Below are 21,791 nucleotides of genomic sequence, written 5' to 3'. Positions count from 1 at the left end.
GGTCAAGGGCCAGAACCCGCTGCCTTACACCGGCGACCCGGTGTTCGCGCCGCCGTCGTTCAACCCGGTCAACGGCGCACTGGTCGGGGTGGCCAAACCGATCATCATCAACTTCGCCCGACCGATCGCCAACCGCCCGCTGGCGGAGTCGGCGATCCACATCTCCTCGGTGCCGCCGGTGCCCGGCGCGTTCTACTGGACCACCGACACCCAGGTGCGCTGGCGCCCCTACGCCTTCTGGCCGTCCGGATCCGTCGTCAACATCGACGCCAGCGGAGCCAAGTCCAGCTTCCGCGTCGGCGATGCGCTGGTGGCCACCGTCGACGACAAGACCCACCAGATGACGGTGACGCGAAACGGCAAGGTGGAGAAGACGTTCCCAGTGTCGATGGGCAAGCCGGACGGCAAGCACGAGACCAAGAACGGCACCTACTACGTGCTGGAGAAATTCCCGGACATCGTGATGGACTCGTCCACCTACGGCGTCCCGGTGAACTCGCCGGAAGGCTACAAGCTCAAAGTTCAGTGGGCGGTGCGCATCGACAACAGCGGGGCGTTCGTGCACAGCGCGCCCTGGTCGGTGGCCGACCAGGGTAAGCGCAACGTCAGCCATGGCTGCATCAACCTGTCACCGGACAACGCCAAGTGGTTCTACGACAACTTCGGCAGCGGCGACCCCATCGTCGTCAAGAACTCGGTGGGGCTGTACAACAACCCGGACGGCGCCGACGACTGGCAGTGGCAGCTGGCCTAGCCGGGCTCAAAGCATAGGCACAGCAACGCCCCTCAGAATGGGGTCGTGCCGCCCACCACGTCACCGCCGACGCCGACGCCGCCGGCACCCCTGCCGCAACTGCCCGCGCCCGACCTGCACACCTACGCCCACGGGGTGTCGCTACTGGGCGGGTGGCTGCCGCTGACCATCGAGATCCTGGCGGTTGCCGCGCTGATCGTCGGCATCGGCTGGCGCAGGTCTTGGCGCTGGTGGGTGCTATGGCTGCCCATCTGTGCGCTCGTCGGGGTGCTCGGTGCGCTCGCCGCGCACACCTACGTCGACTCCGAGGGGCTGGCCTCGGACCCCGCCCCATTCGGATTGTGGTTGTGGACAGGGGTTTTCGCCGCCGGAGTGGCGGTCGCCGTGCTGGGTTGGCGGGGCAGCTCCTGGTGGCGACGTGCTGTGGCGCTGCTGGCGATTCCGTTGACGCTGCTCACGGCACTGGTCGCGCTCAACAAATGGGTCGGCTACTACCCGAGCGTGCAAACCGCCTGGGGAGCGCTCACCGCGGGGCCGTTGCCTGACCAGGTCGACGCCGCCGACCTGCCCGGCCTGCGCAACACCATGCAGACCAGCGGAAAACTCGTCGAGGTCGACATCGGTAACGACGCAAGTGGATTCCATCACCGCAGTGAATACGTCTATCTGCCGCCGGCCTGGTTCGCCGGGCCGACCCCGCCCCGGCTGCCGGTGGTCATGATGGTCGCCGGGGAGTTCAACACCCCGGCGGACTGGATCCGGACCGGCAACGCGATGCCGATCATCGACGGGTATGCCACCAGCCATGGCGGACAGGCACCGATCTTCGTCTTCGTCGATTCCGGCGGCAGCTTCAACAACGACACCGAGTGCGTCAACGGTCCCCGCGGCAACGCAGCCGATCATCTGACCCGGGACGTGCGGCCCTACGTCGTCGCGCATTTCGGCGCGTCCGATCAGGCGGCCAACTGGGCGGTGGTCGGCTGGTCGATGGGTGGCACCTGCGCGATCGACCTGACCGTCATGCATCCCGAGTTGTTCAGCACGTTCGAGGACATCGCCGGGGACCACGGGCCGACCGCCGGTACCAAGGATCAGACCATCAGCCGGCTCTACGGCGGCGACGCCGCGGCCTGGGACCAGTTCGACCCGCGGACGGTGATGATGCGGCACGGGCCCTATCAGGGTGTCGCGGGCTGGTTCGAGGACACCGTCACACCCACCAACACCGCCTCACCGTACGGTGGGGGAGGCGGGCACCGGCCGCAGTCGGATGCCCCGATGGGCTTCGGCGGCCACGACGACTTCCGCGATTCCGACGAGGCCGGCGCGGCCGATGACCTGTGTGCCACCGCGCGCAGCGTCGACATCTCCTGCACGGTGCACCGCATCATCAGCTTTCACACCTGGCAGTTCGCCGAGCGGGCGTTCTCCGACGCGTTGCCGTGGCTGGCGGCGCAGATCAAGACGCCCGGCGCGACCGGTTGACGCTCGCGCCCACCGCGGCCGCGCCCAGGCAGGCGAGCGCGACGATCGCGGCGAACCACGGGAACACTTGGGCCAGTGGCCACTTGGTGGCCGCCCAGCCCGCCGCGATCGTGGGCAGCGCCATCGCGGTGTAGGCCAGCAGGTAGAACGCCGACATCGTCTCCCCGCGCCGGTCCGCGGGCACCACGTCCGACAGGTGACGCAAGGAGCCGCCGAAGCCGAGTCCGAACGTGGCGCCGAGCAGGGCAGCGGCCACGAACACCAGCGGCCAGCGGTGGGTGAGCAGGACCGGCACCGTCAGCAGCAGCGCGGCCGCCATCCCGATGTCACCGATCACCGCCGACCGCCGGGCCGGAACCCGGGTGGCCACCAACTGGGCCATCGCGGCCGAGAACGCCGTCACGCCGACGACCCCGCCGCCGAAGACCAGGTTGTGCACATGGGTCTGCTGGGCGGCCAGCGACGGGTACAGCGACAGCAACACCCCCAGCACCGACCAGGAGGCCATCGCGCCCAGCGCGGCGAACCAGAAGTCGTCGCGGATCTCTTGAGGCACAGCCGGTTTGCTGATCCTGATCCGGCCACCGGTACGGCCGGAATGGGTTTCGCGCAGGGCCGCCACCCCGACGCCGACGAGCGCGCAGACCACTGCGACGACCGCGTACGGGGTGCGCAGCGGATGGGCGACGTACTGCGCCAGCAGCGACGAACCCACGATCGCCACGGTCATGCCGATGTTGAAGCTGACGCCGCTGAGCTGTCCGGAGCGCACACCGTGGTGCGGGCGCAGGTCCAGCAGTGCGGCGGCGGCGGCGACCACGATCGACCCCACCGCGGCGCCGTGGATGGTGCGGGCCAGCAGCAGCATCTCGATGCTGTCGGCGATCAGGAAGACGCCGAGTCCGACGATCAGGGCGATCAACGCGCCGAGCAACACCGGCTTGCGGCCCACGACGTCGGAAATCCGCCCGGACACCAGCACCGCGGCCAGTGCGGCGAACGCGTACACCGCGAAGACGACGGTGGTGGCCAGCGGGGTGAGATGCCAATTCGACTCGTAGATGCCATACAGCGGCGCCGGCAGTCCGGACACCCCCAGCGCCACACCGCTGAGCACCAGCAGCAGCGGGTATGCCCAGCGCTGACCGGTGACCTGGCCAGGCGTTGCCTCGTCCAGACAGGCCATTGCGACTCCCGGTATGTTTGATGATCATCGAACTCGTCCGAGCGTACGCTAGGTTTGATAACGATCAAACTTGGCAGGTCGTGATGCGGGACACAGGAGACAACCATGGTCGAGGCGCAGGCATTCCAGGCCGAGGCCTATCCGGTCCATCCGGTCGCACCCCTGCACCAGGTGCTGGCGGCGCTGCAAGACCCGGCACGGCTGGAGATGGTCCGGCGGCTGGGTAACGCGGACGCACCGCTGCAGTGCAGCGCGCTCTACGACGGCATCAACAAATCCACCGCCACCCACCACTTCAAGATCCTGCGGGAAGCCGGCCTGCTCGAGCGGCTGGTGCTCGGCGGTGTCACATTGCAGCGGTTGCGCGTCGATGAGATCGACCGGGCGCTGCCGGGCCTGCTGGCGTCGGTCGTCGACGGCGCCAACCGCGAGGCGGCAGCCCGCTGAGCGTCGCGGCGGTCAGCTCCAGATCCGAACCCGCCGCTCGGGTTCCAGGTACAGCTCGTCGGCCTCGCTGACTTCGAACGCATCGTAGAAGGCGTCCATATTGCGGATCACCCCGTTGCAGCGGAACTCCGGCGGCGAGTGCGGATCCGTCGCCAGCCGCCGAATGGCCTCGGCCTCACGGGATTTGGTCCGCCACACCTGCGCCCAGCCGAAGAACACCCGCTGCCTGCCGGTCAGCCCGTCGATCACCGGGGCTTGCCTGCCGCCCAGCGACAGCTCGTAGGCCAGCAGCGCGATCGACAGCCCGCCCAGGTCGCCGATGTTCTCTCCGACGGTGAAGGCACCGTTGACGTGATGGGACGGCTCGAGCCCGCGCGGGACGAACTCCTCGTACTGTTCGATCAGCGCCTTGGTGCGGGCGCCGAACTCGGCACGGTCCTCGTCGGTCCACCAGTCCACCAGGTTGCCGTCGCCGTCGTATTTGGCTCCCTGGTCGTCGAATCCGTGGCCGATCTCGTGACCGATCACCGCCCCGATGCCGCCGTAGTTCGCCGCATCGTCGGCTTCGGCGTCGAAGAACGGCGGCTGCAGGATCGCAGCCGGGAACACGATCTCGTTCATGCCCGGGTTGTAGTAGGCGTTGACGGTCTGCGGTGTCATGAACCACTCGTCGCGGTCGACCGGGCCGCCGAGTTTGGCGAGCTCGCGGTCGTGGGCCACCTCGGCGCCGCGAATGACGTTGCCGTACAAATCATCCCGGTCGATCACCAGCGTGGAGTAATCGCGCCACTTCTTCGGGTAGCCGATTTTGGCGGTGAACTTGTCCAGTTTGGCCAGCGCCCGCCCTCGGGTGGCCGGTGTCATCCACTCCAGGTCGTTGATGCTGACCCGGTACGCCTCGCGCAGGTTGTCGACCAGAACATCCATGCGGGCCTTGGCATCCGGCGGGAAGTGCCGCTCGACGTACAGCCGTCCGACCGCATCGCCCATCAGGCTCTCCACCAGCGATACGGCCCGCTTCCAGCGGTCGCGGATCTGCTCGGTGCCCGACAGGGTGCGGCCGTAGAAGTCGAAGTTCGCCTCGACCACCGCGTCGGTCAGGTACGCGGCCCGGGCGTTGATCAGCCGCCAACGGGCCCAGTCCTGCCAGTCGGCGAAGTCGTGACTCGACCACAGCTCGGCGAAGGCGGTGAGGTAATCCGGTTGACGCACAACCAGTTCGGCCACCGCGTCGGGGGTAGCGCCCTGACCGGCGATCCAGCCGGCCCAGTCGAAGCCTGGCGCCTCGGTCGGCAGGTCGGCGAATCGGCGCAGGTTGTAGGTCAGGTCGGCGTCGCGGCGCTTGACCACATCCCAGTGGGCGGCAGCCAGTTTGGTCTCCAGCGCCACGATCCGCGCGGCCCGCTCGGTGTAGTCCTCGGCGGTGCCACCCAGGACCAGCGCGAACATCGCGGCGATGTGCCCGGGATAGGCGCCCAGGATCGAGGCGTGCTGATCGTCGCGGTAATACGACTCGTCGGGCAGGCCCAGCCCGGACTGCGTGACGTGCAGCAGATATCGCGAGGAGTCCTTCGAATCGGTGTCGATGTAGAGCCCGACACCGCCACCCACCCCGCTGCGCTGCAGTGCGCCGATCGCAGCCGCCAGCGCGGTGGGGTCGGCCGCGGTGTCGATCAGCGTGAGCTCGTCGAGCAGCGGCTGCACGCCGCGGCGCTGCACGGCCTCGGCGTCCAGGAAGCTGGCGTACAGATCGCCGATCCGCTGCTCGTCGGTATTTGCCGCGGCGCCGGACTTCGACGCTTCGATGATCAGCTCGCGGACCTGCTCCTCGGCCCGGTCGTACAACGTCCGGAACGCACCGTCGGTGGCCCGGTCGCCGGGGATGGTGTATTCGCTCAGCCAGCGCCCGTTGACGTGGCCGAACAGGTCGTCTTGCGGGCGAACCTCGGCCTGGACATGAGCCAGGTCGATACCCGAACGCAGTGCTTCTACCGTCACCCAACCATCCTTACCAGAGGTCAGACCGCGGCGGTCGGGTCGTGGGCCGCCCGGTAGCCTCGCCTGCATGCCCGAGGCCGCGACGACGCAGGACCAGGCACCCGGCCGGGTGTTCTCCGGCTACGGGGTTGCCTCGGCCGTGCTGGGCGTGGTCACCGTGGTCGCCGTCGTGCTGGGCGCGCTGATCTGGTCGGGGCACCGTAGCGCCGTCGACGAGCGGGCCTACCAGACCCGGGTGATGGCCGCCGCCGCGGACTGGACCGGCGTGCTGATCAACATGACCGTCGACAACGTCGACGCCAGTCTGCAGAAGCTGCACGACGGCACCGTCGGCCAGCTCAACTCGGATTTCGAAGCTGCGATCACGCCCTACCGCGAAGTGGTCCGCACCCTGAACGCCCGCACCACCGGGCGCATCGAGTCGGTTTCCTTCGAAGCAGTACACCGCGATCTCGACCGCCAGCCGGGCCAGCGCGCGCCGACTCCGGCCACACTGCCCCCAGAACTGGCCCAGCGCACCGACACCGTGCTGGTCGTGGCCACCTCGGTCAGCGAGAACGCCGGGGACAAGCCGGCCACCGTGCGCTGGAATCTGCGCTTGGGGGTGTCCGACGTCGACGGCAAGCTGATGATCTCCCGGCTGGAGTCGATGCGATGAGGAACCTGGCCCGGGTGCTGGCCTTCGACGTGGCCGCCCCGATCGCCGCCGTCGGCGGACTGCTGGCCATCGGCGTGGTGCTCGGCTGGCCGCTGTGGTGGGTGTCGGTGTGCTCGATGCTGTGCCTGCTCATCGTCGAGGGCGTCATCGTCAATGTGGTGTTCTACCGGCGGGATTCGGTGACGGTGGGCACCGACGACGACGGCCCGGGATTGCGGTTGGCGGTCGTCGGGCCGGCCGCCGTGGCGGTGGTGGCCGCGGTGGTCGTCGGCTACCTGCGGTGGACGCTGCCCGACCGGGACTTCACCCGCGACTCCGCGGAGGTGGTGCGCATCGCCACCGCGGTCGCCGAGGCCACCGCCACCTTCACCCCGGGCGCCCCCACCGCGTCGATCGACCGGGCGGCGTCGTTCATGGCGCCCGATCGGGCGGACGCCTTCAAGAACCAGTTCGGGAAATCGACGGCCGAGCTGGCCACCAAGAACATCTCCGCCTCGGCCCAGACCATCTCGGCGGGCCTGGAAGCGCTGGGCCCCGGGGCCGCCAGCGTCGCCGTGGTGATGCGGGGCACCCAGAACCAGCCCGGTCAGCCGCCGAGTACCGCGGTGCTCGCGCTGCGGGTGGGGCTGGTCAAGCAGGACGCCCGGTGGCTGGTGGTCGACGTCGCGCCGATCAACGCCCGATGAGCCGGGCGTAGTCGACCTTCAGGCAGCGATCCATCACCACGCGCAGGCCTGCACCCTGCGCCCGCTCGCCGACCTCCTCGTGCCACAGACCCTGCTGCAGCCAGAGGCATTTCGGGTGGGGGCTGGACGCCAGCGTGTCGGCCAGCACCGCCGGCAGGTCGTCGTAACGACGGAACACGTCGACCATGTCCGGTACCTCCGGCAGGTCGGCCAGACTGGAGTAGACCGGGGTGCCGTCGATCTCGCTGATGTTCGGGTTCACCGGGTAGAGCTGGTAGTGGCTGAACCGGGCCAGGTAGCGGTAGACCTCGTTGCTGGGCCGGGCCGGGTTGTCCGAGACGCCCACCACGGCAACCGTGCGGGTCTCGCGCAGAATCTGTTGCAGCTGGGCCGAATCCGGTGAATCCACCACCGTCACGCGCCGCCGGACGCTCGCTGGGCGCGCATCTTGGCGAATCGGTCCGACAGTCGGCGCATCCGGATCATCAGTGAGGCAGGGGGACTGACCGTGCCGTCGAGGTAGGTGCTCAGGTCCGCCTGCCCCACCCCGATCCGGGACGCGAACTCCTGCTCGGCCAGGCCGGAACGGTCGAGCAGCAGCCGGACGTGGCGGGCCGCCTCGGCGCGCTCGTTGGCCTCCAGATGGCTGCGCGCACGCACCAACACCTCGGAGAGCGCCTTGGAGATGCCGTACGGCTGCGAGTGCTCCAGGACCTCTTCGACTTGACGGGCGGTGCGGCCGTACGGATCGCGCTTGATCGCCACGACGATGCGCTGCCAGACGGTGATGTCGCCGTTCTCCAGCGCGCTGCGGATCGACGCGGTCGGCCAGAACTCGACGGGGCGGCTGTCGGCGAAGGACCGGGCGGCCGGTGCGGGTATGGCATCGCGATCCGCTGCCACCGTCACCTCGCCTCCTCCAGGATCGCCACCGCCACCGCAAGGCAGCGCTGCCTGATCCGCTCCCATTCGGCGGCCCCCTCCGGTCCCGCCCACCAGTCGTCGACCTCGACGTCGGTGGGGTTGGGATCGGCCAGCCGCCGGACCAACTGGGTGGTCACCCATTGTCGCTCAGATTGTTCAGAACAGTAATACCGGTCCATCCCGGCGAGTACCACCGCAGCGGCCTCGGTATCCATCACACCGACCAGGTCGGCGAACTCGGCGAAATCCGACCGGCTGTTGCGGCACATGATCAGGTAGGCCTGCATCCGCAGCGTCTCGGCGCAGGTCGGGATCTGCAGCCGGTCGCCGGTCGGCAGCTGGACGTTGGTCGTCTCCACCGGGCTGAGCCGCTCGACCGCCGGCTGCCCGTTGTCGGCACCCGTCTCGAGGGCGTCCAGCGCGATCGCCAGCCGGCCGCGCCACATCGTGACCGGGTGCACCGGCCGCGGCGTCGCCGTCCTGACGCTGCGATAGCCGCGGATCAACTTCACCGTCGCGGTATTGCCCGCGCCGACCCGCATCGGCTGGGCGCGGGCGTCGTCGCTGCCCTTGACCCGGCCGGCGAGCTCGCTGCAGCCGGTGAACGCCAGCGGGTCGGCCACACTGACCGCATCCGGCGCCAGGTTCTTGAGCCGGGCTGCGCCCTTGACCACCATCTTCAGATCCGCTGTCGGCGGCACCAGCGCCGAGATGTCGTCCGGGATCACGACCAGATCGCCCAGGTCGACCTTGGGCAGCGGCTTCTCGAAGTCGACCGACGGCAGGATCCGGGCCAGCCAGCCGGGCAGCCACCAGTTCCACTGGTCGAACATCGCCATCAGCGCCGGCACCAGGACCAGCCGGACGATGGTGGCGTCGACGGCGATCGCCACCGCGCAGGCCACCCCGAGCTCGGCGACCAGTGGCATGCCCGCGAACGCGAACCCGGTGAACACCGCGATCATGATCAGCGCGGCGCTGGTGATCGTGCGGGCGCTGGTGGCCACCCCGTAGGCGACCGCGTCCCGGGTGTCACCGGCCTGCAGGTAACGCTCCCGGATCCGGGTGAGCAGGAAGATCTCGTAGTCCATCGACAGGCCGAACGTCATCGCCAGCACCAAGGGCGGGATCGTGCTGTCGATCGACGTGATCTTCTCGAAGCCCAGCTGCTCGAGCCAGCCCCATTGGAAGACCATCACCAGGCTGCCGTAGGCGGCCGCGACGGACAGCACCGTCATCAGCACACCCTTGAGCGCGAGGAACACCGAGCGCACCGAGATCAGCAGCATCACGAAGGCGATCAGGGCGACGAACACGAATACCAGCGGTTGAGTCGCCGACACCCGATCGTCGAAGTCCTTGATCAAGGCGGTCGGCCCGCCGACGTCGATCTGGGCGCCCGACGCCGCGGGCAGGGCACGCAGATGCGATCGCATCCAGTCGATGGACGTCCGCGCGCCGATGTCCTCGGGATCCACCGACAGCACCGCCGAGATCAGCGCGCTGCCGTTGTCGTCGGCGAACACCGGCGTGGAGACCGACACGATGTCGGGAGCCTTGGACATCTCGGTGCTGATCGCCTCGAGCGCCGGGGCGTGCTTGGGGTCCGACGCCCCGCCGTCCGGGAAGGTGACCAGCACCCGAACCGGGCCGAGCGCGCCGGGGCCGAGGGCCTGGGCGGCCGCGGCCACCCCACCGCGGATCTCGTGGGACGACTTGAACTGCCGCTGCATGCTGTTGCCCAGCACCATCGAGAACGCGGGGGCGGCCATCAGCAGCAGTACCAGCGTGGCGGCCAGCGCCGACAGCCACGGCCTGCGCATGACCTCGTTGACCCAGCGGGTCCAGAACCGGGATTGGGTGGCCTCTGCCCGACGCGACCAGTGCAGCATCGGGGAACGCTTGGCCACTGACCGGCCGAAGGTGGCCAGCACCGCAGGTGTCAGCGTGGTCGAGGTCAGCACCGCGATCGCCACCGCCAGGATCGCGCCGGTGGCCATCGATCGCAGCACCGGGGTGTTGATCAGGTAGATGCCGGTCAGCGAGGCGATCACGGTCAGACCCGACAACACCACCGCCAGACCGGAGGTGGCCATCGCCGCGTCGGCCGCCTGTTGCGGGTCGCGGCCCGCGCGCAGTTCCTCCCGAAACCGCATCAGGATGAACAGCGAGTAGTCGACGGCCAGGGCGATGCCGAACATCGACACCGTCGAGGTGACGAACACCGACATCGTGGTGACCATCGACAACAGGTAGACCACGCCCATCGTCACCACGACGGTGCACAGCCCCAGGGCCAGCGGGACCGCTGCGGCAGCCAGCGAGCCGAACACCGCGAGCAAAACAATCAGGACGATCGGAAGGTTCCAGCGCTCGGCCTCGGCGATGTCGTGCTTGGTGCTGGTCTGCGCGGCCGCCCCGAGCGCGCCCTGGCCGATCACGTACAACCGCACCCGGCCGTTGTCGATCTGCCCGGGCTGGTCACCGGTCACACCGATCTTCTGACGCAACTGCCGGGCGACGTCGACGGCGCCGGTGTTGTTGAAGTCCAGCCGCAGCGACACCACGTAGGGCTTGTCCGGGGCCGGCGCCGGCTGCGCGGGATTGGGGACGATCACCACGCTCGGCGTCTGTTTGGCGGCCTGCTCCAGCTGGGCGACGGCGTTGTTCATGTCCTCGTAGCTGGCGTCGGCCCGGGGCGCGGCGACGAGCGCCAGCGGCGAAGCGCCCTGCTCGGGAAAGTGGTCCTCGAGTTGGTACTGCACATGCAGCGATTGCGAGCCGGCCACATCGAAGCCACCACCGGTGAGGTGGTTGGACTGGGTGAGAGCCAAATAGACGGCCGGCACGAGTGCGAGCAACCAGCACGAGAAAACCAGCCAGCGGTATCTGCGCAGGTTGCTGGACAGACGCATCATGAACTGCTGGATGGCGATCTCCCCGCATTCTCCCCGGATTGCGTGGCTGCGAGCGTACCTCAGGTTGCTGTGCGTTGATCCGGCGTGATCGGCGTCTTAGCTGGATTGAGACCGGCTGATCGGCTCCCCGTAACCAACGCCGAGTGGAGGACGGCCGCCGCCGATGGCAGGATGTGCGGTGGCCATGTACCGGGTCGGGGACTTAGCCGAGTCGCGGCGTTGCTGCGGCGCGGCGCTGTTGTCAGCGAACCCGAGGAGTCCCGATGCTCGCCTCCACCCACTCGACGATCGCGGTCGTCCGCCGCGGGCTGTGCGCCGTGCTGGCCGCCACGGCGGCCGGGGGCGCGGCGGCGCTCGCGCTGTCGTCGTCGGCGGCGACCGCCGCCCCCGACCCCTGCGCGGCCAGCCAGATCGCCAAGACCATCGGCACCGTCGCCACCAACACCGGGACCTACCTGGACACCCACCCGCAGACCAACCAGGCGCTGACGACGATTTCCCAGCAGCAGGCCGGTCCGCAGACACTGGTGGCGCTGAAGACCTACTTCGACGCCAATCCCGCGGCCGCCAAGGACCTGCAGACCATCCAGCAGCCGCTGACGAGTGTGTCCACGCAGTGCTCGCTGCCGGTGAGCCTGCCGCAGCTGCTCGGACTGTTGCAGTCGGCCCAGTCCGGTGGTTTGGCTGGAACGAACCCGGGCGCGCTGGCCGGGGCGAGCGCCGCACAACAGGTTGCCGGCAGCCAGGTTCCGCTGGGCAGCGGGCCCGCACCCGGCCCGGTCGCGGTCATCACGCGGTGACCGCTGCGTCGCCGAATGGCCCGGGCGCGGGGCTCTGACCAGCTGCGTCGGAACATTCTCACGATTGGTTAAGCTCAAGGCGCGAAAGTCCGCGGCAATTCTGCTTAGCTTTCCCTGTCAGTAGCGGTTACTGGCATCGCTTCTCCCTACGCTTAAGGAGTCCGAGCATGTTGGTTAATGCCCGTCTGGCCCGTCGCGCAGTGGCCGGTGTGATCGGCACGGGCGCTGTCGCTGGCGCGATCCTGGTTGGCGCCCCGTCCGCGCTGGCCGACCCGCCGCCGAACTGCACCGCCGCCGACCTGGCTGGTGTCGCCGCGGGTGTGTCCGCCGCGACGTCGGCGTACCTGTTCACGCATCCGGACGTCAACGCGTTCTTCACCGGTCTGGAGGGTGCGCCGCGCGACACCATCCGGTCCGAGGTGAAGCAGTACCTGGACTACAACCCCTCGGTGAAGGCCGACCTGCAGGGCATCCGCCAGCCGCTGGTCGACCTGAAGAACCGTTGCGGCAGTGCCCCTGACGTTCCTGTCTCCTAGTTCGCAGGTGCGGGTAGGACAGCAGCCCGCGCAGGAGGGCGCCGGCCGCACCGTCCTGATGGTCGACGACGACCCGGATGTCCGGACCTCGGTCGCACGCGGTTTGCGGCATTCGGGGTTCGACGTCCGGGTCGCGGCGACCGGCAAGGAGGCGTTGCGGCTACTGGCCAACGAGAACCACGACGCGTTGGTGCTCGATGTCCAGATGCCCGAGCTCGACGGCGTGGCGGTGGTGACCGCACTGCGCGCGCTGGGCAACGACATCCCGATCTGCGTGCTCTCGGCGCGGGACACCGTCAACGACCGGATCGCCGGCCTGGAAGCCGGCGCCGACGACTATCTGACCAAGCCGTTCGATCTGGGTGAGCTGGTCGCTCGGCTGCACGCGCTGCTGCGGCGGGCGGTCAACTCCCACGAGGGCTCCGACGCCGTCACCATCGGGCCGCTCACCATCGACACCGCCCGCCGGCTGGTGTTTGTCAACGGCGACCGCGTGGAGCTGACCAAACGCGAGTTCGACCTGCTGGCCGTGCTGGCCGAGAACTCCGGTGTGGTGCTGTCCCGGCAGCGGCTGCTCGAATTGGTGTGGGGTTACGACTTCGACGTCGACACCAACGTCGCCGACGTGTTCGTCAGCTATCTGCGCCGAAAACTGGAACGCGAGGGCGTGCCGCGCGTGATCCACACCGTGCGCGGAATCGGGTACGTGCTCCGGTCGGAGCCGTGAGTCGGTCGTGACATCGGGCCGGAGCCTCTCCCTGCGGGTCCGGGTGGCCCTGGCCGCCGCGCTGGCCGCCGCCGTGGTGGTCGCCCTGCTGGCGCTGCTGACGTGGACTGTGTTGGCCAACAACGACAATGCGCAGCTGGATCGGCGGCTCGACTCGATCGTCGACGCCAGCATGTTCCCCGAACAACTGCGCGATCCCAGCCGGGTGCTGACCACCGGACGGTCGCGCTCCACCGGCCAGGTGGTCTTCCAGCGGGGCTTCCAGTTGCCGCCGCTGCCGCCGGGGACGGCGACGGTCACCGTCAACAGCGTCGACTACCGGGTGCGGACGGTGCCGGTCGAGCAGTCCGGCGGCATCCTGGTCTCAATCGGCATCCGCGCCGACAGCATCCTGTTGAGTCGGGCGCGCATCCCCCTCTACGTGTTCATCGTCTGCCTGGCGGTGATGATTGCGGCGGCCCTGGGCTGGATCCTGGCCGGGCCGGCGATCCGCCCGTTGCTGCGCCTGACCGAGCAGACCCGGCGGCTGGGCACGGGACGCGACCGGTTGGATCCGGTGCACGGCGCCAGGGAAGCCGAAGATCTGTCCGAGGCGATGGTCGCGATGCTGCACCGGCTCGCCGACGCGCAGGCGGCGACCACGAATTCGCTTCAGGCGGCCCAAGATTTCGCGGCAAACGCCGCCCACGAACTGCGCACCCCGCTCACCGCGATGCGTGCCGACCTGGACACACTGCGCATCCACGACCTACCGCCCGAGGAGCGCGCCGAGGTGGTGGGCGACCTGTCCCGCGCCCAGCGCCGGGTCGAGGCGATCATCACCGCGCTCGGCCAGTTGGCCTCGGGGCAGTTGGCCCGCGCCGAGGACCGGGAGCTGATCGACGTCGCCGAGATGCTGGACCGGGTGGCACGCGAAAACGTCCGCTCCGGCGCGGTCGAGATCATCGTGGAGGCCGACGAGGCAGGCGCGGTGTGGGGCTGGCCGGCCGGTCTGCGGCTCGCGGTGGACAACCTGGTGCGCAACGCGGTCACCCACGGCGAGGCCACCCGCATCGTGTTGCGGGCCCGTCGGATGGACTCGCTGCTGGCGATCACCGTCGACGACAACGGCCGCGGCCTGCCTGCCGAGGAACATCGAAAGGTGTTGGGGCGCTTCGCCCGTGGCAGCACGGCCACCGCAGGCGGATCAGGTCTGGGGTTGGCGCTGGTGGCCCAGCAGGCCGCCCTCCACGGGGGCGGCATCGAACTGTCCGACGGGCCGCTGGGCGGGTTGCGCGCCGTCCTGACGGTGGTGGCCTCCACCGAGCCCGCCACCGCAGCCGGTCAGGTCTAGCCGCGCCTGCGCAGCAGCGCGGCGACGGCACGCCAGCCCAGCAACAGCACTGCGGTCACCACCGATGCGACGACGATGAAGCTGACCGCGAGGCCCTGAGAACTGGCCTTACGCAACATCATTCCGACCGCGACGGTGGCCACCCAGACGATCAGGCCGGTGGGTGCGACGGCTGTGGGCGCCCGCCAGCCGCGGGCGATCAGCCAGCCGATCAGCGTGCCGGACAGGAACGGCCACGCCGTTTCGGCGATGCCGGCCAGCGTCAGTCCCTCGGCGTGGCTGCGGCGCCCGAGCGCGCAGAACACCACGACACAGACGATGTCGCCGGCCAGCGCCGCCACCGCGGGACGGGTGTCGCTACGTGCTGCCATGCACGGATCTAAGCACGCCGCCCCGGTGCGTCACTGACGCACGTCGTCCTCGGAGCCGGGGCCCGGCGGTGGCACCGGGCCCTGCAGTGCGGTTTCGGCGGGATCACCGGCGGGCACCGCGTCGTCGGCCGGATCGGCACCGGCGAGTTCCTCGAGCACGGCGTCGGGGTCGAGCTGGCCTTCGGTGCGGAACATGAAGAAGAACACCACCCAGCCGATCGCCGAGATGAAGATCCAGCTCACCAGGCGGTAGATCAGCATCGCGGAGATGGCGGCGGGTAACGCCATCCCACTGGACACCAGGCCGGGAACCAGTACGGCCTCCACCACCAGCAGCCCGCCCGGCATCAACGGGATCGAGCCGACCGCGCGCGCAGCCGCATAGGCAACGGTCAGACCGGCCAGCGACGGATGCCCGCCGGCGGCATAGGCGGCGAATGCCAGGCAGGCCACATCGGCGACCCAGTTGAAGAACGACCAGCCGAACGCGACTCCGAGTTCGCGGCGGCTCAAGCTGACCGACTCCAGCTGGGTCAGCGTCTCGCGCCACTTGTGCAGGCCGGTGTCGGCCGGCTTGCCGCGCGCGGAGTTGACCCAGCCCAACACCTTGACGCCGATACCGTCGATCAGTTCGGGGCGGGTGGCCACCGCCTGGGCGAGCAGCAGCAGCGCGATGAACCCGCCGAGGGTGAACAGCAACGAGAACGGATTGTTCTTGGCGCCCAACAGGAATGCGCCGCCGAGGCCCAGCAGTGCGAGGCCGACGATCTGCAACGCGCCCGACATCACCAGCTGCCAGGATGCGACCACCGGGGAGGCGCCCCACAGCCGCTGCTGGCGGTAGACGAAGGTGGCCGAGAGCACCGGACCGCCGGGCATCGTGGTGCTCAGCGCGTTGCCGGCGTAGAAGGCGGCTTCGGAGCGCCACTGCGCGACGACGACCCCCGCCGACCGCAGCAGGGTCCGCTGGATCTGCGCGAAGCTGTGCATCGAGGCCGTCGCGGCCACGATGGCCGCCAGCACCCACCACACATCGGCCGAGATCAGGCTCTTCCAGGCTTTGGCGAGCTGGTCCCAGACCAGGGTGGCCTCCACGGCCAGCACGATCAGCGCGACGGCGAGCAGCGCCCAGCGGACCCACCAGTACTTCCCGCGCGCCGGGGGGTTGTGTTCCGCGCGGGCGTGGTCGACCGGCGCGTCGTAGGACACGCAGTTCAGGGTAACTCGGGTAGCCCGGCGTTCACGGTGTTCGGCACGGGATGTCCGGGTGTGCCGGTTACGCTTGGCCGCATGCCGGCGACCCGTGTCTCGGACGACGAATCCGTCGGTCCTCTCGTCCGCAAAGCCGCAGCGTGGTCGTGGCGGCTGCTGGTCATCACGGCGGCGATCGTGGCGCTGCTGTGGGTGGTGCGCCGCCTGGAGGTCATCGTGGTGCCGGTCGCCCTGGCGACCATGCTGGCCGCGCTGCTGCTGCCGGCCGTCGACTGGCTGGACCGCCGCGGGGCGCCACGCGGCGGCGCGGTGGCCCTGGTATTGCTCGCCGGCTTCGGCGTCTTCGGTGGGATCCTGACTTTCGTTGTCAGCCAATTCGTTTCGGGCCTGCCCGGGCTGGTCGAGCAGGTCACTCACAGCATCGACAACCTGCGCGGCTGGCTGATCGAGGGGCCCGCACACCTGAGCCGCGAACAGATCGACAACGCCGGCAACACCGCGATCAAGGCGTTGCGCGACAACCAGGAGAAGCTGACCACCGGTGCGTTGTCGACGGCGGCCACGCTCACCGAGATCATCACCGGCGCGCTGCTGGTGTTGTTCACCCTGATCTTCTTGCTGCACGGCGGGCGCAACATCTACGCGTTCGTCACCAAGCTCATCCCGGCGGAGAACCGGGATCGGGTGCGCGACGCCGGGCGTGCCGGGTTCGGCTCGCTGATCGGCTACGTGCGGGCCACCTTCCTGGTGGCGTTGGTCGACGCGGTCGGGATCGGCACCGGTCTGGCGATCATGGGCATCCCGCTGGCGCTGCCGCTGGCATCGCTGGTGTTCCTCGGCGCCTTCATCCCGCTGGTCGGCGCCGTGGTCAGTGGCTTCCTGGCGGTCGTGGTGGCGTTGCTGGCCAAGGGTGTGGTCTACGCCCTGATCACCCTCGGCCTGATCATCGCGGTGCAGCAGCTCGAGGCCCACATCCTGCAGCCGCTGGTGATGGGTCGCGCGGTGTCGATCCATCCGCTGGCGATCGTGCTGGCCATCTCCACCGGTGCCGTGCTGGCCGGGATCGTCGGGGCCCTGCTGGCGGTGCCGCTGGTGGCGTTCCTCAACAGCGCGATCCGGGTGCTGTTGGCCGACGATCCGGCCGAAGAGGCTGCCGAGCTCGAAGAGAACGACGACGGCATCGTGATGAACGCCGAACCTGACGTGGTCCCCCCGAAACGCGAGCGCGACTAGTCCGCGCGTCGATCCAGAAGCGGGAGCGAAAACCTGGCCGGATCTTCGCTCTCAGTTCTGACTCGATTACAGACGACCCTCGCGGCGAAGCAGATCCTGGGCGCTGACACCGCCACCGGTGCCGCGCCGGCGCTGCTCGTCGCCCTCTTTCTTGCCCCGCGAGTTCAGCTTCTCGGTCGCCACCTCGGAGTCGCCCTGGTCGGGCCGACTGACCGGGATCGCGCGGGTTTCCTCGGCGCTGATCGCCGGTGACACCTCGTCGGGTTCGCCCTGGCCGGGGATGGCGGTGGTGGCGTCCTCGGGTGCCGCCGGCTGGGCCGGGGCGGGCGCCGGCTTGCCGCGCAGTTCGCCCAGCCAGGACTCGATCTCGCGGTCGGGTGCCGGCGGTGCCTGCGGACGGGTGGTCTTGGCGGCGGCCGCGGCGCTGTTCACCGCGTTCTTGACGGCGTTCTTGGCCACCGAGAACCGGGTGGTGGGAGCGTCGGTGAGCTCGGCGGAACCCGCGGGTTCGGGCTCGGGCATCCGAGCGGTGCCGGCCGCCGAGGGAGCCTGTTGGGGCGGCGGGGTGCGGTATTCGGCACGGCCGACCACCCGCGGGCGGGGACGCGCCTCGCCACCGGGATGGGTGGGGTCGTGCACCGGCCGGCGAGCCTCGGCCGCCGACATTCCGGCGCCCACCACGGCCTCGTCGCGGACGACCGGCCGCTTGCGCTCGTCGGGCAGATGCGTCTCACCGAGGCCGATGCGGACCTGGAGCCGTTTCATCCAGCGCGGCGCCCACCAGCAGTCGTCACCGAGCAGCTTCATGATCGCCGGCACCAGGAACATCCGGACGATCGTGGCGTCCAGCAGCAGCGCGATCAGCAGGCCGAACGCCAGGTATTTCATCATCACCAGGTCGGAGAACACGAACGCCCCGGCGACCACGGCAAGCACCAGGGCCGCCGCGGTGATGAGCCGGCCGGTGGTGGCCGTACCGATGCGGATCGCCTCAGTGGTGGACATGCCGCGCTCGCGGGCTTCCACCATGCGGGATACCAGGAACACCTCGTAGTCGGTGGACAGGCCGTAGATCACCGCGATGATCAACCCGATCATCGGCGCCATCAACGGCTGCGGCGTGTAGTTCATCAGCCCGGATCCGTGCCCGTCGACGAACATCCACGTCAGCACGCCCATGGTGGAGCCCAGGGTGAGCGCGCTCATCAAGGCTGCCTTGATCGGCAGCACCAGTGAGCCGAACGCGAGGAACATCAGGATCGTCGTCGTGACGATCAGCAGCACCACCATCAGCGGCAGCTTCGCGAACAGGCTGTGAATACTGTCCTGCTCCAGCGCGGGTGTGCCGCCCACGTACAGCGTCACCCCCTTGGGTGGGGTGATCGATCGCAACTCGGTGATCTTCTTGGCCGCGTCGTTGCGGTTGACCAGGCCGTTCTGGATCACCCGGACCGACGGGTCCTTGGAGGCGCCGTCCAGGTAGGGACGTTCCTTCCACATCGCGTCGGGGTTGTTGTCGGGATCGGTGAACCCGCTGACCGCCATCGCCTTGTTGCGGATCTCGGCGACCTGCTGATCGGTGACCGGCTGGCCGTCGGTGTTCTTCATCACCAGCGTGATCGGCTCGGTGCGGAACCCGGGGAAGATCTTGTCGAACTCTTCCTGGGCGGTGCGCACCGAGTTGTCCGGCGGCAGGTACTTCTCGCTGATGCCGCCCAGGGACAGCTTCCCGAGCGGAACGATCAGCAGGACCATGAAGATCACGATCGGGGCGGCGAACAGGATCGGGCGCTTCATCACGCGGTTGACGAGCTTGCCCCAGAAGCCGCTCTCGACTTCTTCGCGGGTCTTCGTCTTCTGGGTCTTCTCGGCGAACCAGTCGATGATCGCCCGCGAGAAACCCCAGTTGCGCAGGAACGGCACCCGCAGCAGGGTGCGGACCCCGAGCGCGTCGACGTTGGGGCCGAGGATCGCCAGGATCGCGGCCAGGACGGTGACCGACAGGATCGCCGACAGCATGACCGAGGCGATGATCGCGTAGGTGATGGACTTCAGGAAGCCCTGCGGGAACAGCAGCAGCGGCAGCGAGGACGCCACGATGATCACCGCGGAGAAGATCACCGTGCGGCCCGAGGTCATCATCGTGCGGCGGACCGCGGCCTCGGTGTCGTAGCCCTCGGCGATCTCTTCTCGGAAGCGGCTGACGATGAACAGGCCGTAGTCGATGGCAATGCCCAGGCCGATCAGCGTCACCACCGGTTGGGCGAAGAAGTGCACCGGGGTGACCAGCGCGATCAGTCGCATGATGCCCAGCGCGCCGAGGATCGACAGGCCGCCGATGATGGCGGGCAGGCTGGCGGCGACCACGCCGCCGAAGACGAAGAACAGCAGCACCGCCACCAGCGGGATCGCCGCCACTTCGGCGCGCTGCTGGTCCTCGCCGATGGTGCCGGTCAGTTCGGCGGCCAGCGGCTGCAGGCCGGCGAGCTTGACGTCGACGCCGGGGATGAAGAAATCCTTGTCGACTTTCTTGTAGTTGTTCAGGATCGTGTCGTCGTCGTTGCCCTTGAGCTGGATCGACATGAAGGCGTGCTTCTTGTCCGCGTCGGCCATGTTGGACAGCAGTTGCGGGCTCTTGAAGTAGCCGATGGACCGCAGGATCTCGTCGGGGTGGTCGCGCTCGACCTGGGCCAGGTTGTCCAGGATCTTCTTGCCGAACTCCGGGTCGTCGACGGTCTTGCCGTCCGGCGCGGTGTAGATGGCGATGATGTGGCCGGAGGTGTCACGGCCGTAGGCACCGTCGGCGAGCAGCGACGCCGCCACCGACTGGCTGCCCTCGTCGTAGAAACCACTCTGGGTGACGTGCTTGCCGAGGCTGGCACCGTAGATGCCGCCGCCGACGCACAGCGCGACCATGACTGCGATCACGATGTATCGGTAGCGATACACAGTTCGACCCCACCAGGCGAACACGTAATCTCCTAACTAAATCTGCGGCGACCTGCGCATCGGGTTCTCCTACACGCGCGATGTCAGTAGTGAGGACAGCGGCCGGAACGGTTGTAGCCACGCCCCCTGCTCTGGTAGCGAATCTAGGCCGATTCGCGGCAGTGGCTCTCGGAAAACACCAGGAATGTCCTCCAGGTCGACGAACTCCAAGGTATCCGACGCTAATGCCCAGCTGGCATGTTCACGAAATCCGAGCACGTAGGCGGGGGTCCCGGCGCGGGCGATGTCCTCCAGCGGCGCGCGGAAGGCTTGCCCGTCGGCCGACGCGACGAGCACCGCGGCGAGGCCCTCGCGGCGGCGCAACTCGATGTGGGCCAGCATGTCGCTGTCCACATCGCTGTCCTCGTCGACCTTGGGCTTGGCGAAGACCGCGAAACCGACGTTGCGCAGCGCCTCCACCCAGGGGCGGACGACGTCGGCGCTGCCGGGCGCGATGTTGGTGAAGACGGTCGCCTCGGGTTCCACCGAAATTTCCGGGTGGCCGGCCGACAGTTCGGCGGTGCGGGTCAACAGCCAGCGTCCCAACGCGTCGAACCGCGGCCGGTGGGCGGCCGTGGGCCGGCCGCCGAGGATCGACCCCAGCCCCATGTCCAGGTTGGGGGCATCCCAGACCAGCAGCACCCTCAGGATCGACGGGTTCACCGGCTGCTCGTCGCCGTCGGGCGGAGCCGGGGCGGCCGCGGCGTCTTCCATCACACTCATGGTCGTCTCATCCACAGCAGTTCGGTCACCGCGCTGCCTGCGTGGCGGGCCTTCGTCTCGTATTTGGTGATCGGCCGCTGCACCGAGATCGGCAGCTCGTCACCGGGCTGCACCCGCCGCAGCAGCGGTTCGGCGTCACCGGCTTCGGCGATTTGTTCGGCGTATCCGGCGTGGTCGGTGGCGGCGTGCAGCACGCCGCCGGGCCGCAGCCGGTCGGCGATCATCGCGATGGTGGTGGGCTGCAGCAGCCGGCGCTTGTGGTGGCGGGACTTGGGCCACGGATCGGGGAAGAACACCCGCACTCCGGTCAGCGAGCCGGGACCGAACATGTACTCCAGCACGTCGACGGCATCGCCGCGGACCAGCCGGATGTTGTCGACGCCTTCCCGGTCGACGGCGCTGAGCAGCTGCGCCAGCCCGCGCTTGTAGACCTCGGCGGCCACCACGTCGATCTCCGGTTCGGCCAGCGCCATACCCAGGGTCGACGTCCCGGTGCCGCACCCGATCTCCAGCACCACCGGTGCCTGCCTGCCGAACCACGCGGAGGTGTCCAGCAGCCCGGCAGGCTGCTCGCCGTTGCGGGCCTGGGTGCCCATCTGCGGCCAGAGCCGATCCCAGGCGTCCTGCTGGGCCTCGGTCAGCGTCGAACGCCGCGAGCGAAAGCTGGTGATGCGGGGATGGGGATGCGCTGGCCAGACGTCGGGCGTGGCTGAGCCACCGTGGCGCTGCGCATGCATTTGTCCATGGTCGCTCATGAATGAGGGTGTACCCGCACCGTGGTGCAGATTGATACCCAACAGTTGCCTTCG

The 21,791-nt window shown here is 68.9% G+C and carries 20 protein-coding genes; 10 read left to right on the top strand and 10 right to left on the bottom strand.

Translation table 11 applies throughout. The features are described from left to right. Together MSZK_RS28230 and MSZK_RS28225 are read left to right on the top strand one after the other, a co-directional pair. On the top strand, positions 1-754 hold a 754-nt coding region (locus MSZK_RS28230; RefSeq protein WP_099251830.1), incomplete at its 5' end, for a L,D-transpeptidase family protein. A 45-nt stretch (positions 755-799) separates the two neighbouring features. Further along, positions 800-2,242 carry an alpha/beta hydrolase family protein gene (locus MSZK_RS28225; protein WP_099251829.1) on the top strand — a complete coding sequence of 481 codons (1,443 nt, stop codon included), beginning with the start codon at positions 800-802 and terminating at the stop codon, positions 2,240-2,242. On the opposite strand, the gene MSZK_RS28220 is transcribed toward MSZK_RS28225, so the two are convergent. Further along, positions 2,217-3,428: an MFS transporter gene (locus MSZK_RS28220; protein ID WP_099251828.1), complete on the bottom strand. Its 1,212-nt coding sequence runs from the start codon at positions 3,426-3,428 to the stop codon at positions 2,217-2,219. The genes MSZK_RS28225 and MSZK_RS28220 overlap by 26 nt on opposite strands. Before the next feature lie 105 nt (positions 3,429-3,533). On the opposite strand from MSZK_RS28220, the gene MSZK_RS28215 reads away from it, so the two are divergent. Beyond that, the gene (locus MSZK_RS28215; protein WP_099251827.1) at positions 3,534-3,875 is read left to right on the top strand and encodes a helix-turn-helix transcriptional regulator; all 342 of its coding nucleotides are present in this window, start codon (positions 3,534-3,536) and stop codon (positions 3,873-3,875) included. A gap of 12 nt (positions 3,876-3,887) precedes the next feature. On the opposite strand, the gene MSZK_RS28210 is transcribed toward MSZK_RS28215, so the two are convergent. Then, a complete protein-coding gene (locus tag MSZK_RS28210; protein WP_099251826.1) occupies positions 3,888-5,873 on the bottom strand; it encodes a M13 family metallopeptidase in 1,986 nt (661 codons plus the stop codon). 67 nt (positions 5,874-5,940) lie between these two features. Here MSZK_RS28210 and MSZK_RS28205 point away from each other — a divergent pair, with 67 nt between their 5' ends. Both MSZK_RS28205 and MSZK_RS28200 read left to right on the top strand, forming a co-directional pair. Further along, positions 5,941-6,531 (top strand): hypothetical protein, encoded by a 591-nt coding sequence (locus MSZK_RS28205; protein ID WP_099251825.1) that lies wholly within the window; start codon positions 5,941-5,943, stop codon positions 6,529-6,531. Next, positions 6,528-7,217 (top strand): hypothetical protein, encoded by a 690-nt coding sequence (locus MSZK_RS28200; RefSeq protein WP_099251824.1) that lies wholly within the window; start codon positions 6,528-6,530, stop codon positions 7,215-7,217. Before MSZK_RS28205 ends, MSZK_RS28200 begins: the two co-directional genes overlap by 4 nt. Here MSZK_RS28200 and MSZK_RS28195 read toward each other — a convergent pair. Genes MSZK_RS28195 through MSZK_RS28185 form a run of 3 tightly spaced genes read right to left on the bottom strand, consistent with a single transcriptional unit; the run spans position 7,204 to position 11,059 of the window. Beyond that, positions 7,204-7,635: a CoA-binding protein gene (locus MSZK_RS28195; protein WP_371411400.1), complete on the bottom strand. Its 432-nt coding sequence runs from the start codon at positions 7,633-7,635 to the stop codon at positions 7,204-7,206. The genes MSZK_RS28200 and MSZK_RS28195 overlap by 14 nt on opposite strands. Further along, a complete protein-coding gene (locus MSZK_RS28190; protein ID WP_099251823.1) occupies positions 7,632-8,126 on the bottom strand; it encodes a transcriptional regulator in 495 nt (164 codons plus the stop codon). The genes MSZK_RS28195 and MSZK_RS28190 overlap by 4 nt, the downstream gene beginning before the upstream one ends. Then, complete coding sequence (locus MSZK_RS28185) at positions 8,123-11,059, bottom strand: MMPL family transporter (protein WP_099251822.1); 2,937 nt, start codon at positions 11,057-11,059, stop codon at positions 8,123-8,125. Before MSZK_RS28185 ends, MSZK_RS28190 begins: the two co-directional genes overlap by 4 nt. A gap of 263 nt (positions 11,060-11,322) precedes the next feature. Between MSZK_RS28185 and MSZK_RS28180 the strand changes: the two genes are divergently transcribed. The 4 genes from MSZK_RS28180 (at position 11,323) to MSZK_RS28165 (ending at position 14,455) form a co-directional block, all read left to right on the top strand. Further along, the gene (locus tag MSZK_RS28180) at positions 11,323-11,859 is read left to right on the top strand and encodes a hemophore (RefSeq protein WP_099251821.1); all 537 of its coding nucleotides are present in this window, start codon (positions 11,323-11,325) and stop codon (positions 11,857-11,859) included. 167 nt (positions 11,860-12,026) lie between these two features. Further along, positions 12,027-12,395 carry a heme-binding protein gene (locus MSZK_RS28175; protein ID WP_099251820.1) on the top strand — a complete coding sequence of 123 codons (369 nt, stop codon included), beginning with the start codon at positions 12,027-12,029 and terminating at the stop codon, positions 12,393-12,395. 58 nt (positions 12,396-12,453) lie between these two features. Then, positions 12,454-13,122 (top strand): response regulator transcription factor, encoded by a 669-nt coding sequence (locus MSZK_RS28170; protein ID WP_199203527.1) that lies wholly within the window; start codon positions 12,454-12,456, stop codon positions 13,120-13,122. 7 nt (positions 13,123-13,129) lie between these two features. Continuing rightward, positions 13,130-14,455 (top strand): HAMP domain-containing sensor histidine kinase, encoded by a 1,326-nt coding sequence (locus MSZK_RS28165; protein WP_099251819.1) that lies wholly within the window; start codon positions 13,130-13,132, stop codon positions 14,453-14,455. Here the strand turns inward: MSZK_RS28165 and MSZK_RS28160 are convergent. Further along, the gene (locus tag MSZK_RS28160) at positions 14,452-14,826 is read right to left on the bottom strand and encodes a DUF3054 domain-containing protein (protein WP_099251818.1); all 375 of its coding nucleotides are present in this window, start codon (positions 14,824-14,826) and stop codon (positions 14,452-14,454) included. The two genes, MSZK_RS28165 and MSZK_RS28160, sit on opposite strands and share 4 nt — an antisense overlap. Positions 14,827-14,856: 30 nt before the next feature. Then, positions 14,857-16,035 (bottom strand): YbhN family protein, encoded by a 1,179-nt coding sequence (locus tag MSZK_RS28155; RefSeq protein WP_099251817.1) that lies wholly within the window; start codon positions 16,033-16,035, stop codon positions 14,857-14,859. A gap of 81 nt (positions 16,036-16,116) precedes the next feature. Between MSZK_RS28155 and MSZK_RS28150 the strand changes: the two genes are divergently transcribed. Then, a complete protein-coding gene (locus MSZK_RS28150; protein WP_099251816.1) occupies positions 16,117-17,271 on the top strand; it encodes an AI-2E family transporter in 1,155 nt (384 codons plus the stop codon). Between the two features lie 66 nt (positions 17,272-17,337). On the opposite strand, the gene MSZK_RS28145 is transcribed toward MSZK_RS28150, so the two are convergent. Genes MSZK_RS28145 through trmB form a run of 3 tightly spaced genes read right to left on the bottom strand, consistent with a single transcriptional unit; the run spans position 17,338 to position 21,737 of the window. After that, the gene (locus MSZK_RS28145; RefSeq protein ID WP_099251815.1) at positions 17,338-20,244 is read right to left on the bottom strand and encodes an MMPL family transporter; all 2,907 of its coding nucleotides are present in this window, start codon (positions 20,242-20,244) and stop codon (positions 17,338-17,340) included. A gap of 45 nt (positions 20,245-20,289) precedes the next feature. Beyond that, positions 20,290-20,982 carry an NYN domain-containing protein gene (locus MSZK_RS28140; RefSeq protein ID WP_199203524.1) on the bottom strand — a complete coding sequence of 231 codons (693 nt, stop codon included), beginning with the start codon at positions 20,980-20,982 and terminating at the stop codon, positions 20,290-20,292. Further along, entirely contained in the window at positions 20,979-21,737 is a 759-nt protein-coding gene (trmB, locus tag MSZK_RS28135) for a tRNA (guanosine(46)-N7)-methyltransferase TrmB (protein ID WP_099251814.1), read from the bottom strand. Before trmB ends, MSZK_RS28140 begins: the two co-directional genes overlap by 4 nt. Positions 21,738-21,791 lie beyond the last annotated feature (54 nt).

The organism is Mycobacterium sp. shizuoka-1 (genome assembly GCF_002723835.1).
Lineage (GTDB): Bacteria > Actinomycetota > Actinomycetes > Mycobacteriales > Mycobacteriaceae > Mycobacterium.
Note: the sequence above shows the minus strand (reverse complement) of the source record. Positions and strands in the feature narration are given on the sequence as shown.